The organism is Paraburkholderia sp. BR10954 (genome assembly GCF_040965775.1).
GTDB lineage: Bacteria > Pseudomonadota > Gammaproteobacteria > Burkholderiales > Burkholderiaceae > Paraburkholderia > Paraburkholderia youngii.
In genome coordinates, this window is record NZ_JBFRCK010000007.1 from 174,038 (window position 1) to 194,966 (window position 20,929).

The 20,929-nt window shown below is 66.1% G+C and carries 19 protein-coding genes and 2 tRNA genes; 13 read left to right on the top strand and 8 right to left on the bottom strand.

Annotated elements, in window-relative coordinates:
* Positions 1-19: 19 nt before the first annotated feature.
* The 5 genes from AB4Y34_RS13485 to pncB form a co-directional block, all read right to left on the bottom strand.
* Complete coding sequence (locus tag AB4Y34_RS13485) at positions 20-1,468, bottom strand: DNA recombination protein RmuC (RefSeq protein ID WP_176380335.1); 1,449 nt, start codon at positions 1,466-1,468, stop codon at positions 20-22.
* Entirely contained in the window at positions 1,465-2,454 is a 990-nt protein-coding gene (locus tag AB4Y34_RS13490; RefSeq protein WP_176380334.1) for a D-glycerate dehydrogenase, read from the bottom strand. The genes AB4Y34_RS13485 and AB4Y34_RS13490 overlap by 4 nt, the downstream gene beginning before the upstream one ends.
* A 48-nt stretch (positions 2,455-2,502) precedes the next feature.
* Entirely contained in the window at positions 2,503-3,891 is a 1,389-nt protein-coding gene (locus tag AB4Y34_RS13495; RefSeq protein WP_368716340.1) for a sodium:proton antiporter, read from the bottom strand.
* 139 nt (positions 3,892-4,030) lie between these two features.
* On the bottom strand, positions 4,031-4,693 hold the full coding sequence (locus AB4Y34_RS13500) for a lactate utilization protein C (protein WP_176380332.1): 663 nt from the start codon (positions 4,691-4,693) through the stop codon (positions 4,031-4,033).
* 188 nt (positions 4,694-4,881) lie between these two features.
* Positions 4,882-6,078, bottom strand: a complete 1,197-nt coding sequence (pncB, locus tag AB4Y34_RS13505; RefSeq protein WP_368716291.1) for a nicotinate phosphoribosyltransferase — start codon at positions 6,076-6,078, stop codon at positions 4,882-4,884.
* Between the two features lie 290 nt (positions 6,079-6,368).
* Here pncB and fdxA point away from each other — a divergent pair, with 290 nt between their 5' ends.
* The 8 genes from fdxA to AB4Y34_RS13545 all read left to right on the top strand — a co-directional run bounded on the left by fdxA (position 6,369) and on the right by AB4Y34_RS13545 (position 10,912).
* Positions 6,369-6,692, top strand: a complete 324-nt coding sequence (gene fdxA / locus AB4Y34_RS13510; protein ID WP_176124190.1) for a ferredoxin FdxA — start codon at positions 6,369-6,371, stop codon at positions 6,690-6,692.
* Between the two features lie 89 nt (positions 6,693-6,781).
* Positions 6,782-6,857: transfer RNA gene (locus AB4Y34_RS13515), tRNA-Asn, on the top strand.
* Positions 6,858-6,919: 62 nt separating this feature from the next.
* A tRNA-Asn gene (locus AB4Y34_RS13520) sits at positions 6,920-6,995 on the top strand.
* 157 nt (positions 6,996-7,152) lie between these two features.
* On the top strand, positions 7,153-7,629 hold the full coding sequence (locus tag AB4Y34_RS13525) for a CreA family protein (protein WP_176105438.1): 477 nt from the start codon (positions 7,153-7,155) through the stop codon (positions 7,627-7,629).
* 118 nt (positions 7,630-7,747) lie between these two features.
* Positions 7,748-8,590 carry an AraC family transcriptional regulator gene (locus AB4Y34_RS13530; RefSeq protein ID WP_176380330.1) on the top strand — a complete coding sequence of 281 codons (843 nt, stop codon included), beginning with the start codon at positions 7,748-7,750 and terminating at the stop codon, positions 8,588-8,590.
* Positions 8,591-8,736: 146 nt separating this feature from the next.
* Positions 8,737-9,498: an AzlC family ABC transporter permease gene (locus AB4Y34_RS13535; protein ID WP_176380329.1), complete on the top strand. Its 762-nt coding sequence runs from the start codon at positions 8,737-8,739 to the stop codon at positions 9,496-9,498.
* Complete coding sequence (locus AB4Y34_RS13540) at positions 9,495-9,818, top strand: AzlD domain-containing protein (protein WP_176105435.1); 324 nt, start codon at positions 9,495-9,497, stop codon at positions 9,816-9,818. Before AB4Y34_RS13535 ends, AB4Y34_RS13540 begins: the two co-directional genes overlap by 4 nt.
* 326 nt (positions 9,819-10,144) lie before the next feature.
* Positions 10,145-10,912, top strand: a complete 768-nt coding sequence (locus AB4Y34_RS13545; RefSeq protein WP_176124194.1) for a DUF4088 family protein — start codon at positions 10,145-10,147, stop codon at positions 10,910-10,912.
* 30 nt (positions 10,913-10,942) lie between these two features.
* Here AB4Y34_RS13545 and AB4Y34_RS13550 read toward each other — a convergent pair whose 3' ends face one another.
* The 3 genes from AB4Y34_RS13550 to AB4Y34_RS13560 form a co-directional block, all read right to left on the bottom strand.
* Positions 10,943-13,081 carry an ATP-dependent helicase gene (locus AB4Y34_RS13550; protein WP_368716341.1) on the bottom strand — a complete coding sequence of 713 codons (2,139 nt, stop codon included), beginning with the start codon at positions 13,079-13,081 and terminating at the stop codon, positions 10,943-10,945.
* 122 nt (positions 13,082-13,203) lie between these two features.
* On the bottom strand, positions 13,204-13,467 hold the full coding sequence (locus AB4Y34_RS13555) for a hypothetical protein (protein ID WP_176380328.1): 264 nt from the start codon (positions 13,465-13,467) through the stop codon (positions 13,204-13,206).
* Between the two features lie 91 nt (positions 13,468-13,558).
* Complete coding sequence (locus tag AB4Y34_RS13560; RefSeq protein WP_176380327.1) at positions 13,559-14,077, bottom strand: hypothetical protein; 519 nt, start codon at positions 14,075-14,077, stop codon at positions 13,559-13,561.
* Positions 14,078-14,435: 358 nt separating this feature from the next.
* On the opposite strand from AB4Y34_RS13560, the gene AB4Y34_RS13565 reads away from it, so the two are divergent.
* The 5 genes from AB4Y34_RS13565 (at position 14,436) to fumC (ending at position 20,928) form a co-directional block, all read left to right on the top strand.
* Positions 14,436-14,654: an RNA-binding S4 domain-containing protein gene (locus tag AB4Y34_RS13565; RefSeq protein ID WP_013090085.1), complete on the top strand. Its 219-nt coding sequence runs from the start codon at positions 14,436-14,438 to the stop codon at positions 14,652-14,654.
* Positions 14,655-14,955: 301 nt separating this feature from the next.
* Positions 14,956-16,371 carry an MATE family efflux transporter gene (locus tag AB4Y34_RS13570; RefSeq protein ID WP_176380326.1) on the top strand — a complete coding sequence of 472 codons (1,416 nt, stop codon included), beginning with the start codon at positions 14,956-14,958 and terminating at the stop codon, positions 16,369-16,371.
* Between the two features lie 336 nt (positions 16,372-16,707).
* Entirely contained in the window at positions 16,708-17,667 is a 960-nt protein-coding gene (locus AB4Y34_RS13575) for a bile acid:sodium symporter family protein (protein WP_368716292.1), read from the top strand.
* A 126-nt stretch (positions 17,668-17,793) separates the two neighbouring features.
* Positions 17,794-19,515, top strand: a complete 1,722-nt coding sequence (locus tag AB4Y34_RS13580; RefSeq protein WP_255208844.1) for a phospholipase D family protein — start codon at positions 17,794-17,796, stop codon at positions 19,513-19,515.
* 15 nt (positions 19,516-19,530) lie between these two features.
* A complete protein-coding gene (gene fumC / locus AB4Y34_RS13585; protein WP_368716293.1) occupies positions 19,531-20,928 on the top strand; it encodes a class II fumarate hydratase in 1,398 nt (465 codons plus the stop codon).
* The last annotated feature ends 1 nt before the right edge of the window (position 20,929 follow it).

A 20,929-nucleotide genomic window follows, 5' to 3' on the forward strand; every position in this document is an offset into this window, starting at 1 on the left:
AATTCCAGCGCCTCGCCCCTCATTGCTCATCGGGTTCCACACCCGACAGCGCATCGCCGAGCAGCCCACTCGCCTCCTCGCCCGGCAACGCTTCGACGTCGCGCAGCTTGCGGTTCATGATGCGCGTGCGGGTTTCGGCGGCCTCGATCGAACGTGTGACGGTTTCGAGCTGCGCCTTGGTCTTCGCGAGCACGTCGCCGAATTTGCCGAACTCCGTTTTCACCGCGCCGAGCACCTGCCACACCTCGCTCGAGCGCTTTTCGATCGCGAGCGTGCGGAAACCCATCTGCAGACTATTGAGCAACGCGGTCAGCGTGGTCGGCCCCGCAATCGTCACGCGATAGTCGCGCTGCAGCAGATCCGTGAGCCCCGGCCGGCGCAGCACTTCCGCGTACAGGCCTTCGGTCGGCAAAAACAGCAGCGCGAAGTCGGTCGTATGCGGCGGCGCCACGTACTTCTCCGCGATGGTGCGCGCCTCCGCGCGAATCCGCACTTCAAGCGCGCGCGATGCTTCCTCGACCGCGACCGGATCGGCGCGCTCCTGCGCCTCGATCAGGCGCTCGTAGTCCTCGCGCGGGAATTTGGCGTCGATCGGCAGCCATACCGGCGTGTTCGCGCCGCCCGGTTCCGGGCGCCCCGGCAGCCGAATCGCGAACTCCACGCGATCGGCGCTCTTCGGCACCGTCGCGACGTTCTTCGCGTATTGATCGGCGGTCAGCAGTTGTTCGAGCAAGGCTTCGAGCTGCACTTCGCCCCACGTGCCGCGCGTCTTCACGTTGGTCAGCACGCGCTTCAGATCGCCGACGCCCGCCGCCAGCGTCTGCATTTCGCCGAGCCCGCGATGCACCTGTTCGAGCCGGTCGGACACGAGCTTGAACGATTCGCCGAGCCGCTGTTCCAGTGTGGCGTGCAGTTTTTCGTCGACGGTGCGGCGCATCTCCTCGAGCCGCGTCGCGTTGTTCGCCTCGATGTCCTTCAGACGCTGCTCGATCGTCGCGCGCACTTCGGCGAAGCGCCGGTCGTTCGCCTCGGTCAGTTGCCCGAGCTGCAGGCTCAGCGTGTCGCCGAACTGCTTGAGCGAGCGGCCCTGCTCGTCGCGCGCCTGCTGCGCCTGCGCCTGCAGGCTGTGACGCACGGCGTCCAGCTGCTGCGCAAAGCCGTCGATCTTGCCGCCCTGCACCGTCGTCATGCTGCCGAACTGCGCGGCGAGGGTTTGCTGAAACTGCGCGAAGCCGCCGCTTTGCTCGGTGCGCGATACACGGGCGGTCTCGGCGATGTCGTTGCGCAGTTGCCGCTCGAGCCGCTCGGCGGTATGCACCTGGGCGTCGACGACGGCATCGACGCGTTCGTTCAGCATTTCGAACTGCTCGTGCTGCTCCGTGCGGTCATGACCGCGCATCAGCAAGGCCAATGCGATCACGAGGGCGACCGCCAGCACCGCGACAGCCGCCACCAGAATCATCGTCATGAACGCGCCTTGCCGATCACGTCGGGGTTGATCGGATTCGGCGGCTGACCGGCGCGCGGTCCTGCGCCGAGCCCGGCGATCAGATTGTCGGCGGCGAGGTTCGCCATCGCGCGGCGCGTGGTTTCGGTCGCGCTCGCGATGTGCGGCGTCAGCACCACGTTCGGCACGCTGAGCAGCGCCGGATGCAGATTCGGTTCCCCCTCGAACACGTCGAGACCGGCCGCCGCGATGCGCCTGTCGCGCAGCGCTTCGGCCAATGCCGCATCGTCGACGATGCCGCCGCGCGCGATGTTCGTCAGCGTCGCGCTCGGCTTCATCAGCGCGAGTTCGGCCGCGCCGATCGTGTGGTGGTTGTTTTTGGTGTACGGCAGCACCAGCACGACGTGGTCGGCCCGCCGCAGCAGATCCTCTTTCGACACGTATTCCGCGTTCAGCTCGGCCTCGATTTGCGGCGCGACGCGCGAGCGGTTGTGATAGATGACTCGCATGTTGAAACCCTGCGCGCGACGCGCGAGCGCCTGGCCGATGCGGCCCATGCCGATCACGCCCAGCGTCGAGCCGTACAGGTCGCTGCCGAGAAAGCCGTCGTAGCTCCACTTCTGCCAGAGCCCCGCGCGCAGCCAGTGCTCCGACTCGGCGATGCGGCGCGCGGCGGCCATCATCAGCGCCCAGCCGAAGTCGGCGGTCGATTCGTTCAGCACGTCTGGCGTGTTGGTGCCGAGCACGTTCGCCGCGTTGAACGCGGCCATGTCGAAGTTGTTGTAGCCGACCGCCATGTTCGACACGACCCGCAAACGTGGTGCCGCGGCAAGCACGCCTGCGTCGATCATCTCGCCGGCCGTCAGCGCGCCGTCCTTGTCCGCGAGACGGCGCTTCAGCTCGTCGGCGGGCAACACGTCGCCCTCGTTCCAGTCGACGTCGAAGTATTGTTTGAGCCGGTCGATCACATCGGGAAAGATCGAACGGGCAACGAGGATTTTCTGCATTGCAAGTCTCCGTATCGCACGTCGAGGGATTGCCCCGGCGTTGCAGAGTCAGCGTCGAAAAAAGAGCCAGCCGGTGAGCGCAAACAACGGCAGCAACATCGCGCCCGACCAGCCCATATACGCGAAAAAGCTCGGCATGCGCACGCCGCGCGATTGCGCCATCGCCTTCACCATGAAGTTCGGCGCGTTGCCAATATAGGTGTTCGCGCCCATGAACACTGCGCCGGCTGAAATCGCCGCGAGCGTGGTCGCACCGGTGGTCATCAACGTCTGCGCGTCGCCGCCGGCCAAATTGAAGAACACGAGATAGGTCGGCGCGTTGTCGAGAAACGAAGATAGCAGGCCGGTCGCCCAGAAGTACATGATGTCGCGCGGCTCGCCCGACGGATCGTTGACCAGATGGACGATGCCCGCGAACGCGCCGGCTTCTCCCGCGCGCAGGATCATGATGACCGGCACGATCGTCACGAAGATACCGGCGAACAGTTTGGCGACTTCCTCGATCGGCGCCCAGTTGAAGTCATTGCCGGCACGCGCGGCGCGCGGCGTCCACGCGAGCGACAGCAGCGTGACGACGATCAGCGCGGCGTCGCGCACGATGTTTTGCAACGCGACGTGGGTGCCCAGTACGTCGAATGTGATTTGCGAGCGCCACAGTCCGCTCATCAGCACGAGCGCGATCGCCGCGGCGAGCAGCACGAAATTGATCTTGCCGTCGATGCCGAGCGGCGCGCCGTCGGGCGTCGGATCGAGGAAGGCCGAACGCTGCTCCTCGCGCTGGTGAAAGTAGTACGAGTCGAGCGCGTAGAAAGCGGCGAGCAGCATGCCGCTCACGAACAGCATCGGAGCCGCGAGATGCGTGGTGGTCCAGAAAAAATTCACGCCTTCGAGAAAGCCGAGGAAGAGCGGCGGATCGCCGAGCGGCGACAGCGCGCCCCCAATGTTCGCGACGAGGAAGATAAAGAACACGACCACGTGGGTCACATGGCGGCGATTGTCGTTGGCGCGCAGCAGCGGGCGGATCAGCAGCATTGCCGCGCCGGTCGTCCCCATCACGCTCGCGAGCAACGTGCCGAGCGCGAGAATCGCGGTGTTCAGGCGCGGCGTGCCGTGCAGATTGCCGCGCACGCAGATGCCGCCCGCGACGGTATAGAGCGCGGTCAGCAGAATGATGAACGGGATGTACTCGTCGAGCATGGCATGCGCGAGCGCGCCTAGCGCGGCGCTCGTGCCGAAGCTCACGGCGAACGGCACGATGAACGCGAGCGCCCACGCCGCGGCGATCTTGCCAAAATGGTGATGCCAGAAGGCTGGTGCGATCAGCGGAAAGATCGCGATCGACAGCAGCACACCCGCGAAGGGCAAGCCCCACAGCGCCGACAAGCGCGCACCGTCGAGCGTCGCGGCCTGCACGGACGGCGCACACAGCGCGAGCATGGAGGCAACGGCGAGCCACAGGCCCGCGCGACCAGACAGCGAACTCATGCCGATACAGGACGCGCGACGGTTTGCCAACGCACGAACGACGGATACCGCGTGTGTCGCATATGCGACAGCAAGCCGCCGCGCGACGCGTTCAAGCATCCTGCACGACGATCGCATGCACCCGGTAAGGGCCGTGCGCGCCCAGCACGATGGTCTGCTCGATATCGCCGGTGCGCGACGGCCCCGATACGAAATTGACCGCGCGCGGCAGCTCACCGCGCTCCTTGCGAATCAGACCGAACGCCTCCTCATGACCCGCGACGATGCGCGACGCCGGTACGATCGCGATATGCGTCTCCGGCAGCAGCCCGGCCGACGCATACGTCTCGGGTCCGGACAGCAACACGAGCGTGCCGGTCTCCGCGGTCGCGCAGAAGCAGCCGGTGAGACCGACCACGTCGTTGTCTTGAGGTTTGCGAAATTCGACGGCGAGGCCGGCTTCGGCCCACGGCAGATCGCGCAGCGTTTGCCATGCGATGGCCTGCAACGGCAAGCCCTGTTGGGTCAGATAGCGATGCGCGGCGGCGGGCACATCGGCGAGGGTTTGAACGGTGGCGACGGTGGTCGCCATCTTCTGCGCTTCTTCGATGAACTGCGCGCGCAGATCGGCGGGGATGTCCGGACGCGGCCCGGCCGGATGACGCGCGAGATAGTCCGCCGCGGCTTCGCGCTCGGCGGCGCTCGGCTCGGGCTCGCGCCCTTGCGCGGCGCGGATGCGCGCCAGGATGTTGCGGCGGGCAATCGATGTGTCCATGGGCGAAATCCTCGTGTCGACAGCCGTGCGATATGGCGAGGATTATACCGGTGGCCTTCCACGCAAACACCCTGGCCGAACGGCATATTGCCGGGCGTCGGGAGTGCGGCGACACTGTTCGCCGCACCACCCCGAACGCGAGCAGATCATGAACAGGCGATGAACCGAACAGCTGGCCGCGAAGCGCGCTATTTGGCCGCCTCTTCTTCCGGCTGCGCGATGCCGAACACCTGCCGCAGATACGCGAGATACGCCTTGTCCTCGCACATGTTCTTGCCCGGCGAATCGGACAATTTCGCGACCGGCTGACCGTTGCAGCGGACCATCTTGATCACGATCTGCAGCGGGTTGTAGCCGAGGTCGTTGGTCAGATTGGTGCCCACCCCGAACGCGAGCTTGCAGCGGCCGCGGAAGCGCTCGTAGAGCTGCAGCACCTTCGGGATGTCGAGTGCGTCGGAGAACACGAGGATCTTGGTGCGCGGGTCGCAGCGATTCGCCTCGTAGTGCTTGAGCAGGCGCTCGCCCCAGTCGAACGGATCTCCGGAATCGTGGCGAGCGCCGTCGAACAGCTTGCAGAAGTACATGTCGAAGTCGCGCAGGAACGCCTGCATGCCGTACACGTCGGAGAGCGCAATCCCGAGGTCGCCGCGATATTCCTTCGCCCACATCTCGAAGCCGAAGATCTGCGAGTCGCGCAGCCGCGGACCGAGCGCCTGGCAAGCCTGCAGGTACTCGTGCGCCATCGTGCCGAGCGGCGTCAGGCCGTGCTTCATCGCGTAGAAGACGTTGCTCGTGCCGGCGAACTGCTCGCCGAGGCCGTCCTTCAGCGTGAGGATCACCTCCTCGTGCCATTGCTTCGAGAAGCGGCGGCGCGTGCCGTAATCGGCGATCTTGCAGTCGGCGTATTCGGGACGCGCGCCGAGCAGTTGGATCTTGTCGAGCAGACGGCCGCGGCCTACGTGATAGTCGGGCGTTTGCTGCGTGTTGCGGAAATAGACTTCGTTGACGATCGCGAGCACCGGGATTTCGAAGAGGATCGTATGCAGCCACGGCCCCTTGATGTCGATGTCGATTTCGCCATTGCCCTTCGGCGACGGCGTGATCGAAATGTACTTCTCGTTCAGATGGAACAGCGCGAGGAACTCGATGAAGTCGCCCTTGATGAAGCGCATGCGGCGCAGGTAGTCGAGCTCATCGTCGGTGAAACGCAGTTCGCAGAGCTTGCGCACTTCGTCGCGAATCTCGCCGATGTAGGGCACCAGATCGACGTTCGGCGTGCGGCAGCGGAAGCGGTACTCCACGTTCGCGGCGGGGAAGTGATGCAACACCACCTGCATCATCGTGAACTTGTACAGATCGGTATCGAGCAGCGAAGTAATAATCATGATGGTACGAACTGGACCGCTGAAAAAACGAAACGGGCTCACGGCCCCGTTGCAACGGACGCGCTGAACCGAGCGGCGCGCCAACCTGACGCATGTTACCCGAATGCGTCCGCATCCATCGTGCCGCCGGCCTGCGCCGGCTGTCCGCGGCCGTTCGCGGCACCCCATAAACTAATCACAAAAACGTATAAGACGCACAGGCCGATGTTTCATCTGCCTGTTGACGTTAAGTTACAATAACTCTTTTGGCGTCCGCGCCTTCCCTGATTCCGCATGCAGGAGCTGCCTGAATGACTCACGTTGTGACCGAAAGCTGCATCAAGTGCCGCTATACCGACTGCGTCGATGTGTGCCCGGTGGACTGCTTTCGCGAAGGTCCCAACTTCCTCGCGATCGACCCCGATGAATGCATCGACTGCGCCGTGTGCGTAGCCGAGTGCCCGGTGAACGCCATCTATGCCGAAGAAGACGTGCCGGGCGACCAGCAGGACTTCATCGCGCTGAACGCCGACCTGGCGAAAGCGTGGCCCAGCATCACGAAGACCAAAGCACCGCTGCCGGAAGCCGAGGAATTCAAGGACGTGAAGGATAAGCTCGCGTTGCTCGCGCGCTGAGCAGGAATTAATATGAAGATGAACGCAGAGGTATTGACAGGCGTTTAAGCCGCCTCTACAATTTCGCTTCTCTGCTGTTGTTGTTCTGTTCCTCGATAGCTCAGTCGGTAGAGCGCCGGACTGTTAATCCGTAGGTCCCTGGTTCGAGCCCAGGTCGAGGAGCCAAGAATCGCAAAAGCCCGTTAACCAAGACGGGTTTTTTTATGTAGATCAAGTTGTACTGCTGTTCCTCGATAGCTCAGTCGGTAGAGCGCCGGACTGTTAATCCGTAGGTCCCTGGTTCGAGCCCAGGTCGAGGAGCCAAAAAGATTGAAAGGCCCGCATCCGTGCGGGCCTTTTTGTTTTTGCGCCCCGATCGCCCGCCTCACGCGCGCGGCACGCCGTTATACGATGGCGGCTTCACGGCGCACGTTTCACCCCTCTGGCGCCGGCTCACTCCAGACACTCAACCGGCACGCTCATGAAATCCACCTCGCTACACATCGCGCTCACGGCGATCGGCGCCCTGCTGCTTTCTTCGGCGCACGGCGAAGAAATCGCCAGCGTCAATACCAATTTTCACGTTACAGGCTCCGACCGCGTGGTCGTCGAAGCCTATGACGATCCCGTCGTGCAAGGCGTCACCTGCTACGTGTCGCGGGCGCGGACCGGCGGCGTCAAAGGCACGCTCGGCATCGCCGAAGATCCGACCGAGGCGTCGATCGCGTGTCGCCAGGTCGGGGAGTTGCATTTCACCGGCCCCATCAAGCAGAAGGACGACGTGTTCTCAGTCAGCATGTCGCTGATCTTCAAGTCGCTGCACGTGGTGCGGGTGGTCGACACGAAGCGCAACGCGCTGGTCTATCTGACCTACAGCGACCGTGTGGTCAGCGGCAGCGCGAAAAACAGCGTGAGTGCCGTGCCGATGCCGACCGGCACGACGATTCCACTCAAGTAACGCAAGTACCATCAATTGACGGCGCGAGCGGCACGCGGCGCGACGCAGCGCGCCTGCGCGCCCGCCGCCGTCCCCGCCTACGACGCGTTAAACTGACCGGTCCAGCTGGACTTTCGTCATGACCGCCACCTCTCGTTTCCGCGATTCCGCCCGCTACTGGCGCACGCCGCTACTGCCCGGCGCGGATCTGCTCACCGCCGAATACCACGACCATGAGTTCGCGCCGCATTGGCACGACGCCTATACGATCCCGGTGATCGTCGCGGGTGCGGAGTGCTATCGGTATCGCGGCGAGAACCATGTCGCCGAAGCGGGCAGCGTGCCGATCATCAATCCGGGCGAGTTGCATACGGGGTCGAAGGCGGTCGAGGCGGGCTGGCGGTATCGCGTGATGTATGCGCCGGTCGAGTTCCTCCGCGCGCTTGCCGACGAGGTTGCCGGCAAGCCGCAGGCCTTGCCGTGGTTTGCGCCCGGCGTGATCCGCGATCCCGATCTCGCGATGCGGCTCGCGCACGCCCACCGTCTGCTCGAAGCCGGCGACGACGCGCTCGCCGCCGAAGCCGCGATGCTCGACGCACTGTCCACCTTGCTGGTCCGCTATGCGCAGACGCGCCCCGCCTCCGCGCGCGTCGCGACCGACGACACCCGCGTCGCATTGATGCAGGCGCGGCTGACCGGTGACCTCGTCGAACCGGTGACGCTCGCCGAGGTCGCCAAGGCCGCGGGTCTGTCGCCGTTCCACGCGGCGCGGCTATTCACGCAATCGACCGGCCTGCCGCCTCATGCGTGGCGCAATCAGGTGCGCCTGCAGCGCGCGCTCGCGCCGTTGCGCGCCGGCGTCCCGGTGACCGACGTCGCCGCCGCAAGTGGCTTCACCGATCAGAGCCATTTCACGCGGCATTTCCGGCGCATGTTCGGCGTGCCGCCGGGCCAATGGCAAGGAACGCAGCGCGGCTCGTGACGCGCGATGCGGCACCGCCGTCGCGTGCGCCGCACGCAGTGAGCATCGCGCCGCAATTCGCCTGTCCGCATCAGCACCCCGCCGCAAGAACGTACAAGTCCGAACGTCGGTCAGTCGCTATGCTTCCGAAATCAAGGAGGCTCAGATTGACCGATTCCACCCAAGGCCAGCCCACCCGCGGCAGCCATCTCAAAGAATTCGCCGCCGGCGCGCGCGACATCATCCCGATGATGGTCGGTGCCGCGCCGTTCGGCGTCATCTTCGGCACGCTCGTGACGTCCGGCCCGCTGCATCTGTGGCACGGCCAGTTGATGTCGCTCGTCGTCTTCGCGGGTTCCGCGCAGTTCATCGCGCTCGGGCTGATCGCCGGACATGCGAGCTTCGCCGTAATCTGGGCGACCACGCTCGTCGTCAATCTGCGTCACGTGCTGTATAGCGCCACGCTCGCGCCGCACGTCGCGCATCTGCCGAAGCGCTGGCGCTGGGCGCTCGGCGCGCTGCTCACCGACGAAGTCTTCGCGGTCGCGTGGGAGCACTACCGGCATCGCGAGCCGGGCACCGTCGGTCCGTACTACTTCTTCGGCGCCGGCGTCGCGATGTATCTGAACTGGCAGCTGTGGACCGTCGCCGGCCTGCTGTTCGGCGCGGCCTTCCCGGGCCTGCAGTCGCTCGGCCTCGACTTCGCGATGGTCGCGACGTTCATCGCGATCGTCGTGCCGCAACTGGTCGCGCTGCGCTATATCGCGGCGGCCGTCACCGCCGGCACGCTGGCGTTTTTCTGGCAAGCGTGGCCGTACAAGCTCGGCCTGCTCGGCGCGGTGTTCGCGGGAGTCGCGGTCGGCGTGCTGCTGTCGATGTCGCGTCTGAACCTGCGTGGCGCGCGCCGTCCGGTGGAGGCGACGCGATGAACTACGTCGTTCTGATCGTCGGCATGGCCGCGATTACGTGGTTGATCCGCGCGGCCGTGTTCGTGCTCGGCGAGCGCCTCGTGTTCCCGCCGCTGATGCGCACCGCGCTCAGCTTCGTGCCGGTCACCGTGCTGACCGCGATCATCGTCCCGATGGCCGTGTCGCCGCACGGCAACAACGCCGAGTTGACCTGGCGCAATCCGCAGCTGGTCGGCGCGCTCGCCGCGATCGTCGTCAGTGCCGTGACGCGCAGGCCGCTGCTGACGATCGCAGTCGGTCTCGTCGTGTTCTTCGTGTGGCAGTGCGTGGTGCTGAAGTAAGCGCGCCCTTTCTCCACGCTCATCGACTCGTCAGCGGTCCGTCGACGCATCGCGGACCGCGCCCCCCTCTCCCAGCGGCAGCGAGGCGCGCAAGCGCCCGAAGCCTCCCTCCAAAGCCCGCAACCGTCGCCGGGCCGCCCTCAAGTTTCCCGCCACCCCGCCGATATGCAGTCGAGGTCCGCTCATCGGGAGTCGTCCCGTTGGTTACGCGGCAACAGCTTGAAATCGAGCGCGTCGGCAGCCGGCGTCGCGTCGCCTCGGTCCGGGAGTGACCGGGCGATCGTGCGACGGCGCGCCGCGCGCGGCCGCATTAAACGGGATAACACATGGGTCAAATCACCCTGAAACTGAAGGACGAGACCGTCGCTTCGCTGCGCAAAGACTTCGAGGCCTTTTTGCGGGTCTCGCTGAAGCTCGATCCGCAGTTCGCGACGCCGTCGTTCGAAGATTTCTTGCGCGCGAAGCTGCTCGACAACATGGTGCCGCTCACCGAGCACGCGGTGCAGCGGATGCTGCAAGGCGGCCAGTACGCGTGGGCCAAACGCACGCTCGACAAGGAGTTTCCCGACGTCGTGTCGATCCTGATGCGCCAGGCGAGCGAGTTCGGCTTCGGTTTCGCGGCGCGCTCGGAATGGACGCCCGAGGAGCTCACCAAGCAATGCCGCGACTGGGCCGCCGCGATCGTCAAGGAAGCGGAAGGCGACGCGACGCTGGTCGATCCGCTCGCCGCGCAGATCAAGAGCACGGTGCAAGACATCCAGGCGCTCGAGGAAGTGATGCAGACGCCGGCATGGCGGCTGGTCGAATCGCTGCGCCAGCGCGTCTACGAGGCGAAGATCGCGTGCGAGACGAGCGTCGGCAGCACCGCGCGCGAGAAGCTCGGCGAACTGCGTGGGCTGTTGCGGCTCGGCATTTCGCACGGCACGTTCCAGAAGCAGGAAGCGCAGCAGATCATGGAGTATCTGCGGCTTTTGAAGCCGGAGATTTTCGTCGAGGAGCCGTACGACGTGTTCTCGCGGCTCGCGGCATGGCTGCGCAATTTCTTCGTGCCGCCGCCTCCGGTCGCGCAGCAACAGCAGCGGCAGCCGCGTTGAGCTTCGACTGACCCGAGCGGCGCCAGCCGCTCAGTCCCACATCTTCCTGAGCTTCGCCGCGATCTCGATCCTGGCCTGCGCGGCCGCCGCGAGCCCCGCCGCGCTCGGCGCGCTCGCCACCGGCACGCGCGGCCATGCGTACGCGTCGAACAGCGGCAGCATCGGCGTGGCGATGAAGCGCGTGCGCGACGCCCACACATGGCGGTCGCCCAGATGGGTCTGGTTGTGCACGTAAAAGCGCTGCGGCACGACGATATGCAGGTCTTCCTTCGCGCGCGTCATCGCCACGTAGAGCAGGCGCCGCTCCTCGTCGATTTCCTCGTCGCTGCCGGTGCCCAGATCGGACGGAATACAGCCGTCGACGCCATTCAGCACGAACACGTTGCGCCACTCCTGGCCCTTCGCCGAATGGATCGTCGACAGGATCAGGTAATCCTCGTCGATCAGCGGCACGCCGGATTCGTCGCTGGTGGCGTCGGGCGGATCGAGCGTCAACTCGGTCAGGAAGCGCTCTCGCGACGGATAGGTACCCGCAATGCTTTCCATCTGCAGCAGGTCCGCGTGACGGATCGCGGCGTCCTCGTGATTGCGCTCCAGATGCGGCTCGTACCAGCGCCGCACCATCTCGAACTCGGCGGGCCACGGCGTTTGCCGGCCATACACGCTCGACATCAGCTTGACGAACGGATGCCAGTCTTCCTGCGCCCTTGCGGGCGCCGCAAACGCGGCCAGCACACCGCCCGCGGTCGCGACCGGATCGCCGCCATCCGCGCGCGCGACGATGTCATCGAGCACCTTCGCCGCGGTGGCCGGACCGACGCCCGGCAGCAGCTGCACGACGCGAAAGCCGGCGACGCGGTCGCGCGGATTCTCGGCCCAGCGCAGCACCGCGAGCACGTCCTTCACGTGCACCGAGTCGAGAAATTTGAGCCCGCCGAATTTGACGAACGGGATGTTGCGGCGCGTGAGCTCGATCTCGAGCGCGGCGCTGTGATGCGCGGCACGGAACAGCACCGCCTGCGACTTCAGCTTGACACCCTGCTCGCGGGCTTCGAGCACCTGCTCGACGACGTAGCGAGCTTGCGCGGCGTCGTCGGCGACCGTGACGAGGCGCGGGCGCTGCGCCGACGCCTTGTCGGTCCACAGATTCTTCGTGTAGCGCTCGCTCGCAAGTTCGATCACCGCGTTCGACGCGGCGAGAATCGGCTCGGTGGAGCGATAGTTGCGCTCGAGCGTGACCTGCTTCGCGGGCGGCTCGAACTGCGCGGGGAAATCGAGGATATTGCGCACGGTCGTGCCGCGAAACGAATAGATCGACTGCGCGTCGTCGCCGACCACGGTCAGGCCGCGGCCGTCCGGCTTCAGCGCGAGCAGGATCGACGCCTGCAGGCGGTTGGTGTCCTGGTATTCGTCGACCAGCACATGGTCGAAGCGCGCCGACAGATCGGCCGCGATGCTGGGCTCGGCGGCCATGTGCGACCAGTAGAGCAGCAGATCGTCGTAGTCGAGCACGCTCTGCTTCTGCTTGGCGTCGACGTAGGCGGCGAACAGCCTGCGCAGATCGTCCTCCCATTCGCGACACCACGGAAACGCGCTGTCCAATACCTGTCCGAGCGATGCACCGGTGTTGACGACGCGCGAGTAGATCGCGAAGCAGGTGCCCTTCGCCGGAAAGCGCCGCTCTTTCGCGGACAGTCCGAGTTCGTGGCGCACGAGGTTCATCAGGTCGGCGGAGTCTTCGCGGTCGTTGATCGTGAACGCGGGCGCGAGGCCGATCAGATCCGCGTATTCGCGCAACAGCCGCGCGCCGACGCTGTGAAACGTGCCCGCCCACGTCAGCCCTTGCGCGAGCGCGGCGCGTGCACCGACGGTGGTGGCCGCGGCGCCGGTGATGCGTGTCACGCGGCGGGTCATTTCGAGCGCCGCGCGCCGCGAGAAGGTCAACAGCAGGATGCGCTGCGGATCGGCGCCCTTCACCACCAGATTAGCGACGCGATGCGCGAGCGTGTTGGTCTTGCCGGAGCCCGCGCCCGCGATCACGAGCAGCGCGCCGGGCAGCGCGTCTGGCGTGTCGGTCCCGTATTCGACGGCTTCGCGTTGAGCGTCGTTGAGCTTGGCGAGCCAGGCGGCGGTATCGAACGACGGAGCGGATTCGGCGACGGTGGACACTGAGCGGTTTTTGCGGATTGGATGGATTTTCAGGATGCGACGCATACTGTATATCCATACAACCCAATGCGACAAGCGCCCCTTTTTTGGGGCGCCTGCCTGGCGGTTTACGCCGCGCGCTACTACTGCTTCTTCGCGTCCTTCACGTTGGCCTCGGCGGCGGCCTTGTCGGCATCGGCCTGCGCGTCGGTTTTGGTCTTGTCCGCTTTCGCCTGTGCGACCGCGGCTTTCTTGTCGGCCTTCGCCTGCTCTTTCGCGGCCTTCTTGTCCGCGTGCGTGGCGGGCGCCGAAGCCGGGTCCGCGGTCTGCGCGAGCACGGCCGATGACAGGCAAGCCGCGATCAGCGCGGCGTAAATGCGGGTTCGGCTGGAACGGTCGATGTTCATCTGGGTTCTCCGTGAGGCACAGCTTGCAAAGTGACAGACGCCCGCGGCGCGCGAGCCTCGCCGACCCACGCGCCGCGGCATCCAGCAGGGCTTAATGCTTGACGTCCGCGCCGTCGGTCTGCGCGGCAGCCTGCCCTTCCATCTCCATCTTCATTTCGTTGTTGGCGCTCTGTTTGTCCGCCTTCTGGTTCAGCTTCGCGCCGCGCACCTGCTCCTTGTACTGGTCCTTCGCGGCCTTCTGCTCAGCCTTCAATTCCGCCTTCGAGGACTTCTTCGCCGCGCGATACTCGGCGTTGGCCTTCGCGTCGGCGTCGCGCTTCTGTACGAGCGGGTCGGTCGAGCCCGAAGCCGTCAAACGGCCCGGCGGCGGCGCGGCGACGCCTTGCGCGGCGGGCGCGCCCGGGACTTGCTGCATGCCTTGCGCCGACGGCGGGGCCTGCATGCCTTGGGCGCCGGCCGCGGACGGCGGCGCCATCTCGGCGGCCCCTTGGCTCTGGATCTGCGCCTGACCACCGATGCCTGTTGCCGGCTGCGCGGTCTGCGCGACGGCGGCCGTCGCGGCAAAAACGGTGAGGGCGGTACCGATCAGGAGCGTACGAATCTGGGTCATGGCTATCCTCTCTAGACTTAGTTGTGACACGGGCGGACTCTCTGGCGTCGTGCTGACGGAATGGCCCACGCGCCCCCGCCCGGTCTATGCGTCGCTGGATGGGTGGCCGCGGAGCGATCCCGGAATACCAGCGGGCTTTGCTGCTGAGGTGCACTTTAGGAGTGGAATCCATCCGGCGCGACCAGCGTTACGCAACGTTTCACTCTCCACAACTGAATAACATCTACTTTCATTTGCTTGCGTAATGGCTCGCTGGATGCATCCGACACAGGCGAGACGGCCCCGCGCCGACGCGCCGCCGTGCACTTGCTTTATGATGCGAACCCCCAACGCGACCCGTGCCCAAGGTGAAAACGTCATGCCCAATCTCAATTTCACGCTGACCGGCGAGTACGTCGAACTTCACAATCTGCTGAAGATCACGGGCCTCGCGGATAGCGGCGGTTCCGCGAAGATGATGGTCGCGGACGGCGCCGTGATGGTCGATGGCCGGGTCGAGACCCGCAAGACCTGCAAGATCCGCGCGGGCCAGGTCGTGTTGCTCGGCGACACGCGGATCGCGGTCCACGAAGGCTGACGCCACTCCGGACATTCGCAGGACGCCGCGCACCGGAACTGTGCGTTGTCCATCGACATCGCCCGGGCGAGGCAATAAGCTGTCGGTTTCGACAGGTAAACGACGCACCGCGCCACGGGCGAGGAATGGCTGACCGGCTCGCCGCCGCGCCGCGGATTTTCCCGCCCGCCGCCCCGCTGCCCCGCCGCTGCCCCGCCCGTCGGAGCGCGGCGCGATGCAATGCGGCGCCGCTTGCGCCCGCCTCTCGCTGTCGCCACTGCGGTTGCCGCCGCAGTTGCCAACTTTCGCCGCCAGGCATTCGATGACTCAACCCAGCTTTGCCCACGCGGCCAGCCGGCCGCCGACCCTATCCCGCCACGCGGCCGACACCGCGCGGCTCGCCGCGCCGCTCGCGATCGCGCAACTGTCGCAGATGGCGATGAGCGTGACCGACACGATCCTGCTCGGCTCGCTGGGCCCCGACGCGCTCGCCGCCGGCGGCCTCGGCGCGAACCTCTTTTTCGTCGTCGTCACGCTGCTGCAGGGCGTGCTGACGTCGGTCAGCGTCAGCGTCGCGCACGCGCGCGGCGCGCAGGACGACGGCCGCGTGCCGCATATCTACTGGACCGGTTTCTTGCTGTCGGTGCTGCTGGCGGTGCCGGCGTTCATTCTGTTGTCGTTCGCGTCGCACATCCTGCTCGCGTTCGGCGAGCCGGGCCTGCTCGCGCACAACGTCGGCCAATACGCGGCGGTGCTGCGCTGGGGCGCACCCGCGAGCCTGATCGGCGTCGGCCTGATGCGCTCGTTCCTGCCGGCGATCGGCGCGGCGCGGCGGCTGCTGTGGGTGTCGATCGTGAGCGTCGGCGTGAACGGCTTTCTGAACTACGGGCTGATTCACGGCGCGTATGGGCTGCCGCGGCTCGGCTTTCTCGGCTCGGCGGCCGCGACCACGATCACCGTGTGGCTGACCGCGCTCGTGCTGATGGCGCTGCTGCATCTGCGGCCGCGCTTCCGGCATTTCGTCGTCGCGACGCGGCCGAAGCTGCCGCTGATGGGCGAGCTGTTCGGCATCGGTTGGCCGGTCGCGATCACCTACGGCGTCGAGTCGACGCTGTTCCTTGCCACCGGCCTGATGGTCGGCCTGCTCGGCGAATCGCAACTGGCCGCGCATCAGATCGCGCTGAACGTCGCGTCGGTCGCGTTCATGGTGCCGCTGTCGATCGGCCAGGCGGCCAATGTGCGAGTCGGCTACTGGGCCGGCGCCGGTCAGCCGCTCGCCGCGCGCCACGCGGGCTTCGTCGCGCTCGCGCTCGGCGTCGGCTTCATGTCGATGTCGGGTCTCGTGCTGATCACCGCGCCGCATTGGATCGTCGGCCTGTATCTGCATCTCGACGATCCGGCCAACGCGCCGACCATCGCGCTCGCCAGTTCGCTGCTCGGCGTGGCGGCGATCTTCCAGATCGTCGACGGGATGCAGGCGGTGGGCTCCGGCTGTCTGCGCGGCCTGAAAGACACCCGCATCCCGATGATCGCCGCCGCGTTCGGCTACTGGGTGATCGGCTTTCCGACTGGCTATCTGCTCGCGTTTCACGCCGGCCTCGGCGCGCGCGGCTTGTGGTGGGGGCTGGCGGCAGGTCTCGCGAGCGTCGCGCTGCTGATGACACTGCGGTTTCACAAGCTGAGCGGCCGGCAACCGCCGACGGTGGCGTCAATCACACCGCCCGCGCGCTCGGTCTGAGCGGCGCAGCGGCAAGTCTCAATCCTGAAGCACTCACTGTAAAAGGTAAAATGCCCGCCGCTGCACGCGAGCGCTAACCCGCGCTCACGCGCCAGGAACCGCACGACGGCGCGCCTCACCAAGGCAAAAGCCGGACTGGCGCCGCCGGAGCACCCACCATTGCCCGCGACGCGTGCGGCTTCGATTGGCCGCCCGTGTTTGCCGCGCTTTCGCCACGGCGCTTGCCGTAGCCGCTTCACCCGCTTCGGCGCGACGAACGCCGCAACGCCAGCCGACACCCGGCCGCGCCGCGGCCCCCGCTTTCTCGCGATACAACATAACCAAGGACCACCCGCCATGCTTGCCCGCGTCACCCGCCTGTTCCCGCTCTGGGCCGTGCTCGTCTCGGTCGCCGCGTACTTCTCGCCGGCCTCGTTTTCCGGCGTCGCGCCGCACGTCACCACGCTCCTCACGATCATCATGCTGGCGATGGGCGTCACGCTGTCGGCCGGCGATTTCCTGCGCGTGTTCACGCGCCCCGCGCCCGTGATCGCCGGCATCGTGCTGCACTACCTCGTGATGCCGCTCGCCGCATGGGTCATCGCGAAGGCGCTGCGCATGCCGCCCGACCTGACCGCCGGCATGGTGCTGGTCGGCAGCGTTGCGAGCGGCACCGCGTCGAATGTGATGATTTATCTCGCGCGCGGCGACGTCGCGTTGTCGGTGACGATCAGCGCGCTGTCGACGCTCGTCGGCGTATTCGCGACGCCGCTGCTTACGCGCCTTTACGTCGACGCGTCGATCGCCGTCGATGTGCACGGCATGCTGATGAGCATCCTGCAGATCGTCGCGCTGCCGATCGTCGTCGGTCTCGTCGTCAATCATCTGTTCGGGAAGCTGGTGCGCAAGATCGAACCGATCCTGCCGCTCGTGTCGATGATCGCGATCGTGCTGATCATCGGCGCGGTAGTGAGCGGCACGCAGAAGAGCATCGCGTCGGTGGGCTTCCTCGTGATGGTCGGCGTCGTGCTGCACAACGGCATCGGCCTGCTCGGCGGCTACTGGGGCGGCCGTCTGCTCGGGTTCGACGAAGCCGTCTGCCGGACGCTCGCGATCGAAGTCGGCATGCAGAACTCCGGCCTCGCCGCGACGCTCGGCAAGCTCTACTTCACGCCGATCGCCGCGCTGCCAGGCGCGCTGTTCTCGGTCTGGCACAACCTGTCGGGTTCGCTGCTCGCGGGCGTGTGGGCGGGCCGACCGGCGAAAGGCTCGACGCATCCCGATGGCGAGCGCGCGCTGCACGTCGAGCGCGTCTGATACAGCCTCCACGCGCCGGGGTTTGCAGCAGGTGATCGATCACCGAACCGCGGCGCCCTCGCGACCAACGCGCGGCACTCCGCTGCGTTTGCCGACGTACGCGGAACCCGCCCCAATTCCCTTAGAATGGTTTTCTCGACAGCGTGCGCAGGCCTTCGCTGTCGCCACGCGAAAAGCTTGCAACAAGGGGAAAACAGCGTGCAGGGCCAATTCGAACAACATCGGCGGGCCGCGCGCCGCCGCTCGATAGTCAGCACAACGAGGCAAATCTTCCTGCTCTGTTGCGCGGCGGCATTTTTGACCGCCTGCGCGACGAAGCCGCCCGCCACCGCGTTCGACCGCCAGGTGACGCACGCGCTGCCGGCCACCGCCGATACGCCGCTGCGCGAAGCGCTCGCGCCGCTCGAGGCGAAGCATCCGGAGCAGTCGGGTTTCCGTGTGCTGGCGAACGGCACCGACGCGCTGCAAATGCGCATCGCGCTTGCGCGCGCGGCGAGCAAAACGCTCGACATGCAGTACTACATTGCCAACGAGGACACCACCGGCAAGCTGCTGCTCGGCGCCGCGTTATATGCGGCCGATCACGGCGTGCGGGTGCGCATGCTGGTCGATGACCTGAACTTCAAGGACATCGACCGCATCATGGCGGGCCTGGACACGCACGAGAACATCGAGATCCGCGTATTCAACCCGTTCGGCAGCGCGCAGGAAGGCTTGTTCGAGCGCACCGCGAACCTGTTCACGCAGATCGGCCACTTCACGCGCCGCATGCACAACAAGGCGATGATCGCGGACAACCAGTTGGCGATCGTCGGCGGACGCAACCTGGGCGACGAGTACTTCAGCGCGAGCGAAACGCTGCAGTTCCGCGACCTCGACGTGCTCGCGGCGGGCCCGATCGTCGCCGACGTCTCCGCGAGTTTCGACGACTACTGGAACAGCGAGCTCGCCTATCCGCTGCGTGCGCTGAACAAGCAGAAGTTCGACCAGAAGGAACTCGACCAGACGCGCGACGACCTGCGCCACCACTGGCGCACCAACGCCGATCCATACAACGCGAAACCGCTGAACGCGACGCCGCTCGCCGCGCAGATCACGAGCGAGCAGCTCGGCCTCACGTGGGCGGACGCGGAATTCCGGGTGGACCTGCCGGAGAAGATCGAGCATCCGTCGCCGGACTACGTGAGCCCGCCGCTCGCGCGGCTGCGCGAACTGATGCGCGACGCGCAGCACGATTTCCTGATCGTGTCGCCCTACTTCGTTCCGCACGCCGCGGGGGTGCAGGCGGCCAGCGAGCTCACGCATCGCGGCATCCGTATCGCGGTGCTGACCAACTCGCTCGCGGCCACCGACGCGGTCGCCGTGCAGGCCGGCTACAGTCCGTTTCGCGTGCCGCTGCTCAAGGCCGGTGTCGAGCTGTACGAATTCAGGCCGCGCCAGGAAACGCCGAACGTCGGGCTGGTCGGCTCGCGTTCGCGCGCGAGCCTGCATGCGAAAGCCTACGTGATCGACCACAAGATTCTCGTGATCGGCTCGATGAACCTCGATCCGCGCTCGGCCAATCTGAACACCGAGCTGGCGCTCGTGATCCACAGCCCCGAACTGGCGAATCAGGTCGCGAGAATCTTCGAGCGCGGGACCCAGCCGGAGCAGAGCTACCACGTCACGCTCGCCGACTCGGCCCAGTTCGCCTATCTGCGCTCGATCGGCGCGCCGCTGTCGCCGCTCGTCTGGACCGACGTCGAGAACGGCGAGACACGCACCTACATTTTCGATCCGCAGGCCGGTTTTTACCGGAATGTGCTAACCGGTCTATTCTCGTTATTGCCTGTCAACTCGGAACTTTGAGAAGCGGAGTCAACCATGACTGAAGACGTACGGATGGAGCGGGACACCTTCGGCGAAATCGCGGTGCCGAACGCTCGCCTGTGGGGCGCGCAGACGCAGCGCTCGCTGCAGAACTTCAAGATCTCGACGGAAAAGCAGTCGCCCGAACTGATCACCGCGCTCGCGGTGATCAAGCGCGCGGCCGCCGAAGTCAATCTCGGCCTCGGGGTGCTCGACGAGCAGAAGGCGCGCGCGATCATGCAAGCGGCCGACGAGATCATCTGCGGCAAGCATCCGGGCGAATTTCCGCTCGCGGTCTGGCAGACCGGCTCGGGCACGCAGACCAACATGAACCTCAACGAGGTGATCGCGAACCGGGCGAGCGAGCTGCTCGGCGGCGAGCGCGGCGAAGCGCGCAAGGTGCATCCGAACGATGACGTGAATCGCGGGCAGTCGTCGAACGACGTGTTTCCGACCGCGATGCACGTGGCCGCCGCAGACGCGATCGTCAAGCATCTGCTGCCCGCGCTGAAAACGTTGCGCGATACGCTCGACGGCAAGGCGAAAGCGTTTACCGATATCGTCAAGATCGGCCGCACGCACCTGCAGGATGCGACGCCGCTCACGCTCGGCCAGGAATTCTCCGGCTATGTCGCGCAGCTCGAGCATGGCATCCGGCACGTCGAGTCGGCGCTGCCGCACCTGTACGAGCTCGCGCAGGGCGGCACCGCGGTCGGCACGGGACTGAACGCGCATCCGAAGTTCGCCGACAGCGTCGCCGCCGCGATCGGCAAGCTGACCGGTTTGCCGTTCGTGTCGGCGCCGAACAAGTTCGAGGTAATGGCCGCGGCCGACGCGCTCGTCTTCGCGCACGGCGCGCTCAAAACGGTAGCGGCGAGCCTGAACAAGATCGCCAACGACATCCGCTGGCTCGCGAGCGGCCCGCGCTGCGGTCTCGGCGAGCTGTCGATCCCCGAAAACGAGCCGGGCAGCTCGATCATGCCGGGCAAGGTCAATCCGACCCAGTCCGAAGCACTGACGATGCTGTGCGCGCAGGTGTTCGGCAATGACGTCGCGGTGAACATCGGCGGCGCGAGCGGCAACTTCGAGCTGAACGTGTTCCGGCCGATGATCGCGCACAACCTGCTGCAGTCGGTGCGCCTGCTCGCCGACGGCGCGCAGAGCTTCAACGACAACTGCGCGGTCGGCATCGAGCCGAATCACGAGCGCATCGATACCTTGCTGAACGAATCGCTGATGCTGGTGACGGCGCTCAATCCGCACATCGGCTACGACAAGGCCGCGCAGATCGCGAAAAAGGCACACAAGGAAGGCACGACGCTGAAGGCGTCGGCACTGGCGCTCGGCTATGTCACCGAGCAGCAGTTCGACGAGTGGGTGCGACCGAACGATATGGTCGGACGCACGGCATGAT

What these genes read in the sequence shown, in the direction of transcription:
- AB4Y34_RS13485 (WP_176380335.1), bottom strand. Translation starts at nt 1,468, where the DNA reads ATGACGATGATTCTGGTGGCGGCTGTCGCGGTGCTGGCGGTCGCCCTC.
- AB4Y34_RS13490 (WP_176380334.1), bottom strand. Translation starts at nt 2,454, where the DNA reads ATGCAGAAAATCCTCGTTGCCCGTTCGATCTTTCCCGATGTGATCGAC.
- AB4Y34_RS13495 (WP_368716340.1), bottom strand. Translation starts at nt 3,891, where the DNA reads ATGCTCGCGCTGTGTGCGCCGTCCGTGCAGGCCGCGACGCTCGACGGT.
- AB4Y34_RS13500 (WP_176380332.1), bottom strand. Translation starts at nt 4,693, where the DNA reads ATGGACACATCGATTGCCCGCCGCAACATCCTGGCGCGCATCCGCGCC.
- pncB (WP_368716291.1), bottom strand. Translation starts at nt 6,078, where the DNA reads ATGATTATTACTTCGCTGCTCGATACCGATCTGTACAAGTTCACGATG.
- fdxA (WP_176124190.1), top strand. Translation starts at nt 6,369, where the DNA reads ATGACTCACGTTGTGACCGAAAGCTGCATCAAGTGCCGCTATACCGAC.
- AB4Y34_RS13525 (WP_176105438.1), top strand. Translation starts at nt 7,153, where the DNA reads ATGAAATCCACCTCGCTACACATCGCGCTCACGGCGATCGGCGCCCTG.
- AB4Y34_RS13530 (WP_176380330.1), top strand. Translation starts at nt 7,748, where the DNA reads ATGACCGCCACCTCTCGTTTCCGCGATTCCGCCCGCTACTGGCGCACG.
- AB4Y34_RS13540 (WP_176105435.1), top strand. Translation starts at nt 9,495, where the DNA reads ATGAACTACGTCGTTCTGATCGTCGGCATGGCCGCGATTACGTGGTTG.
- AB4Y34_RS13545 (WP_176124194.1), top strand. Translation starts at nt 10,145, where the DNA reads ATGGGTCAAATCACCCTGAAACTGAAGGACGAGACCGTCGCTTCGCTG.
- AB4Y34_RS13555 (WP_176380328.1), bottom strand. Translation starts at nt 13,467, where the DNA reads ATGAACATCGACCGTTCCAGCCGAACCCGCATTTACGCCGCGCTGATC.
- AB4Y34_RS13560 (WP_176380327.1), bottom strand. Translation starts at nt 14,077, where the DNA reads ATGACCCAGATTCGTACGCTCCTGATCGGTACCGCCCTCACCGTTTTT.
- AB4Y34_RS13565 (WP_013090085.1), top strand. Translation starts at nt 14,436, where the DNA reads ATGCCCAATCTCAATTTCACGCTGACCGGCGAGTACGTCGAACTTCAC.
- AB4Y34_RS13570 (WP_176380326.1), top strand. Translation starts at nt 14,956, where the DNA reads ATGACTCAACCCAGCTTTGCCCACGCGGCCAGCCGGCCGCCGACCCTA.
- AB4Y34_RS13575 (WP_368716292.1), top strand. Translation starts at nt 16,708, where the DNA reads ATGCTTGCCCGCGTCACCCGCCTGTTCCCGCTCTGGGCCGTGCTCGTC.
- AB4Y34_RS13580 (WP_255208844.1), top strand. Translation starts at nt 17,794, where the DNA reads ATGGTTTTCTCGACAGCGTGCGCAGGCCTTCGCTGTCGCCACGCGAAA.
- fumC (WP_368716293.1), top strand. Translation starts at nt 19,531, where the DNA reads ATGACTGAAGACGTACGGATGGAGCGGGACACCTTCGGCGAAATCGCG.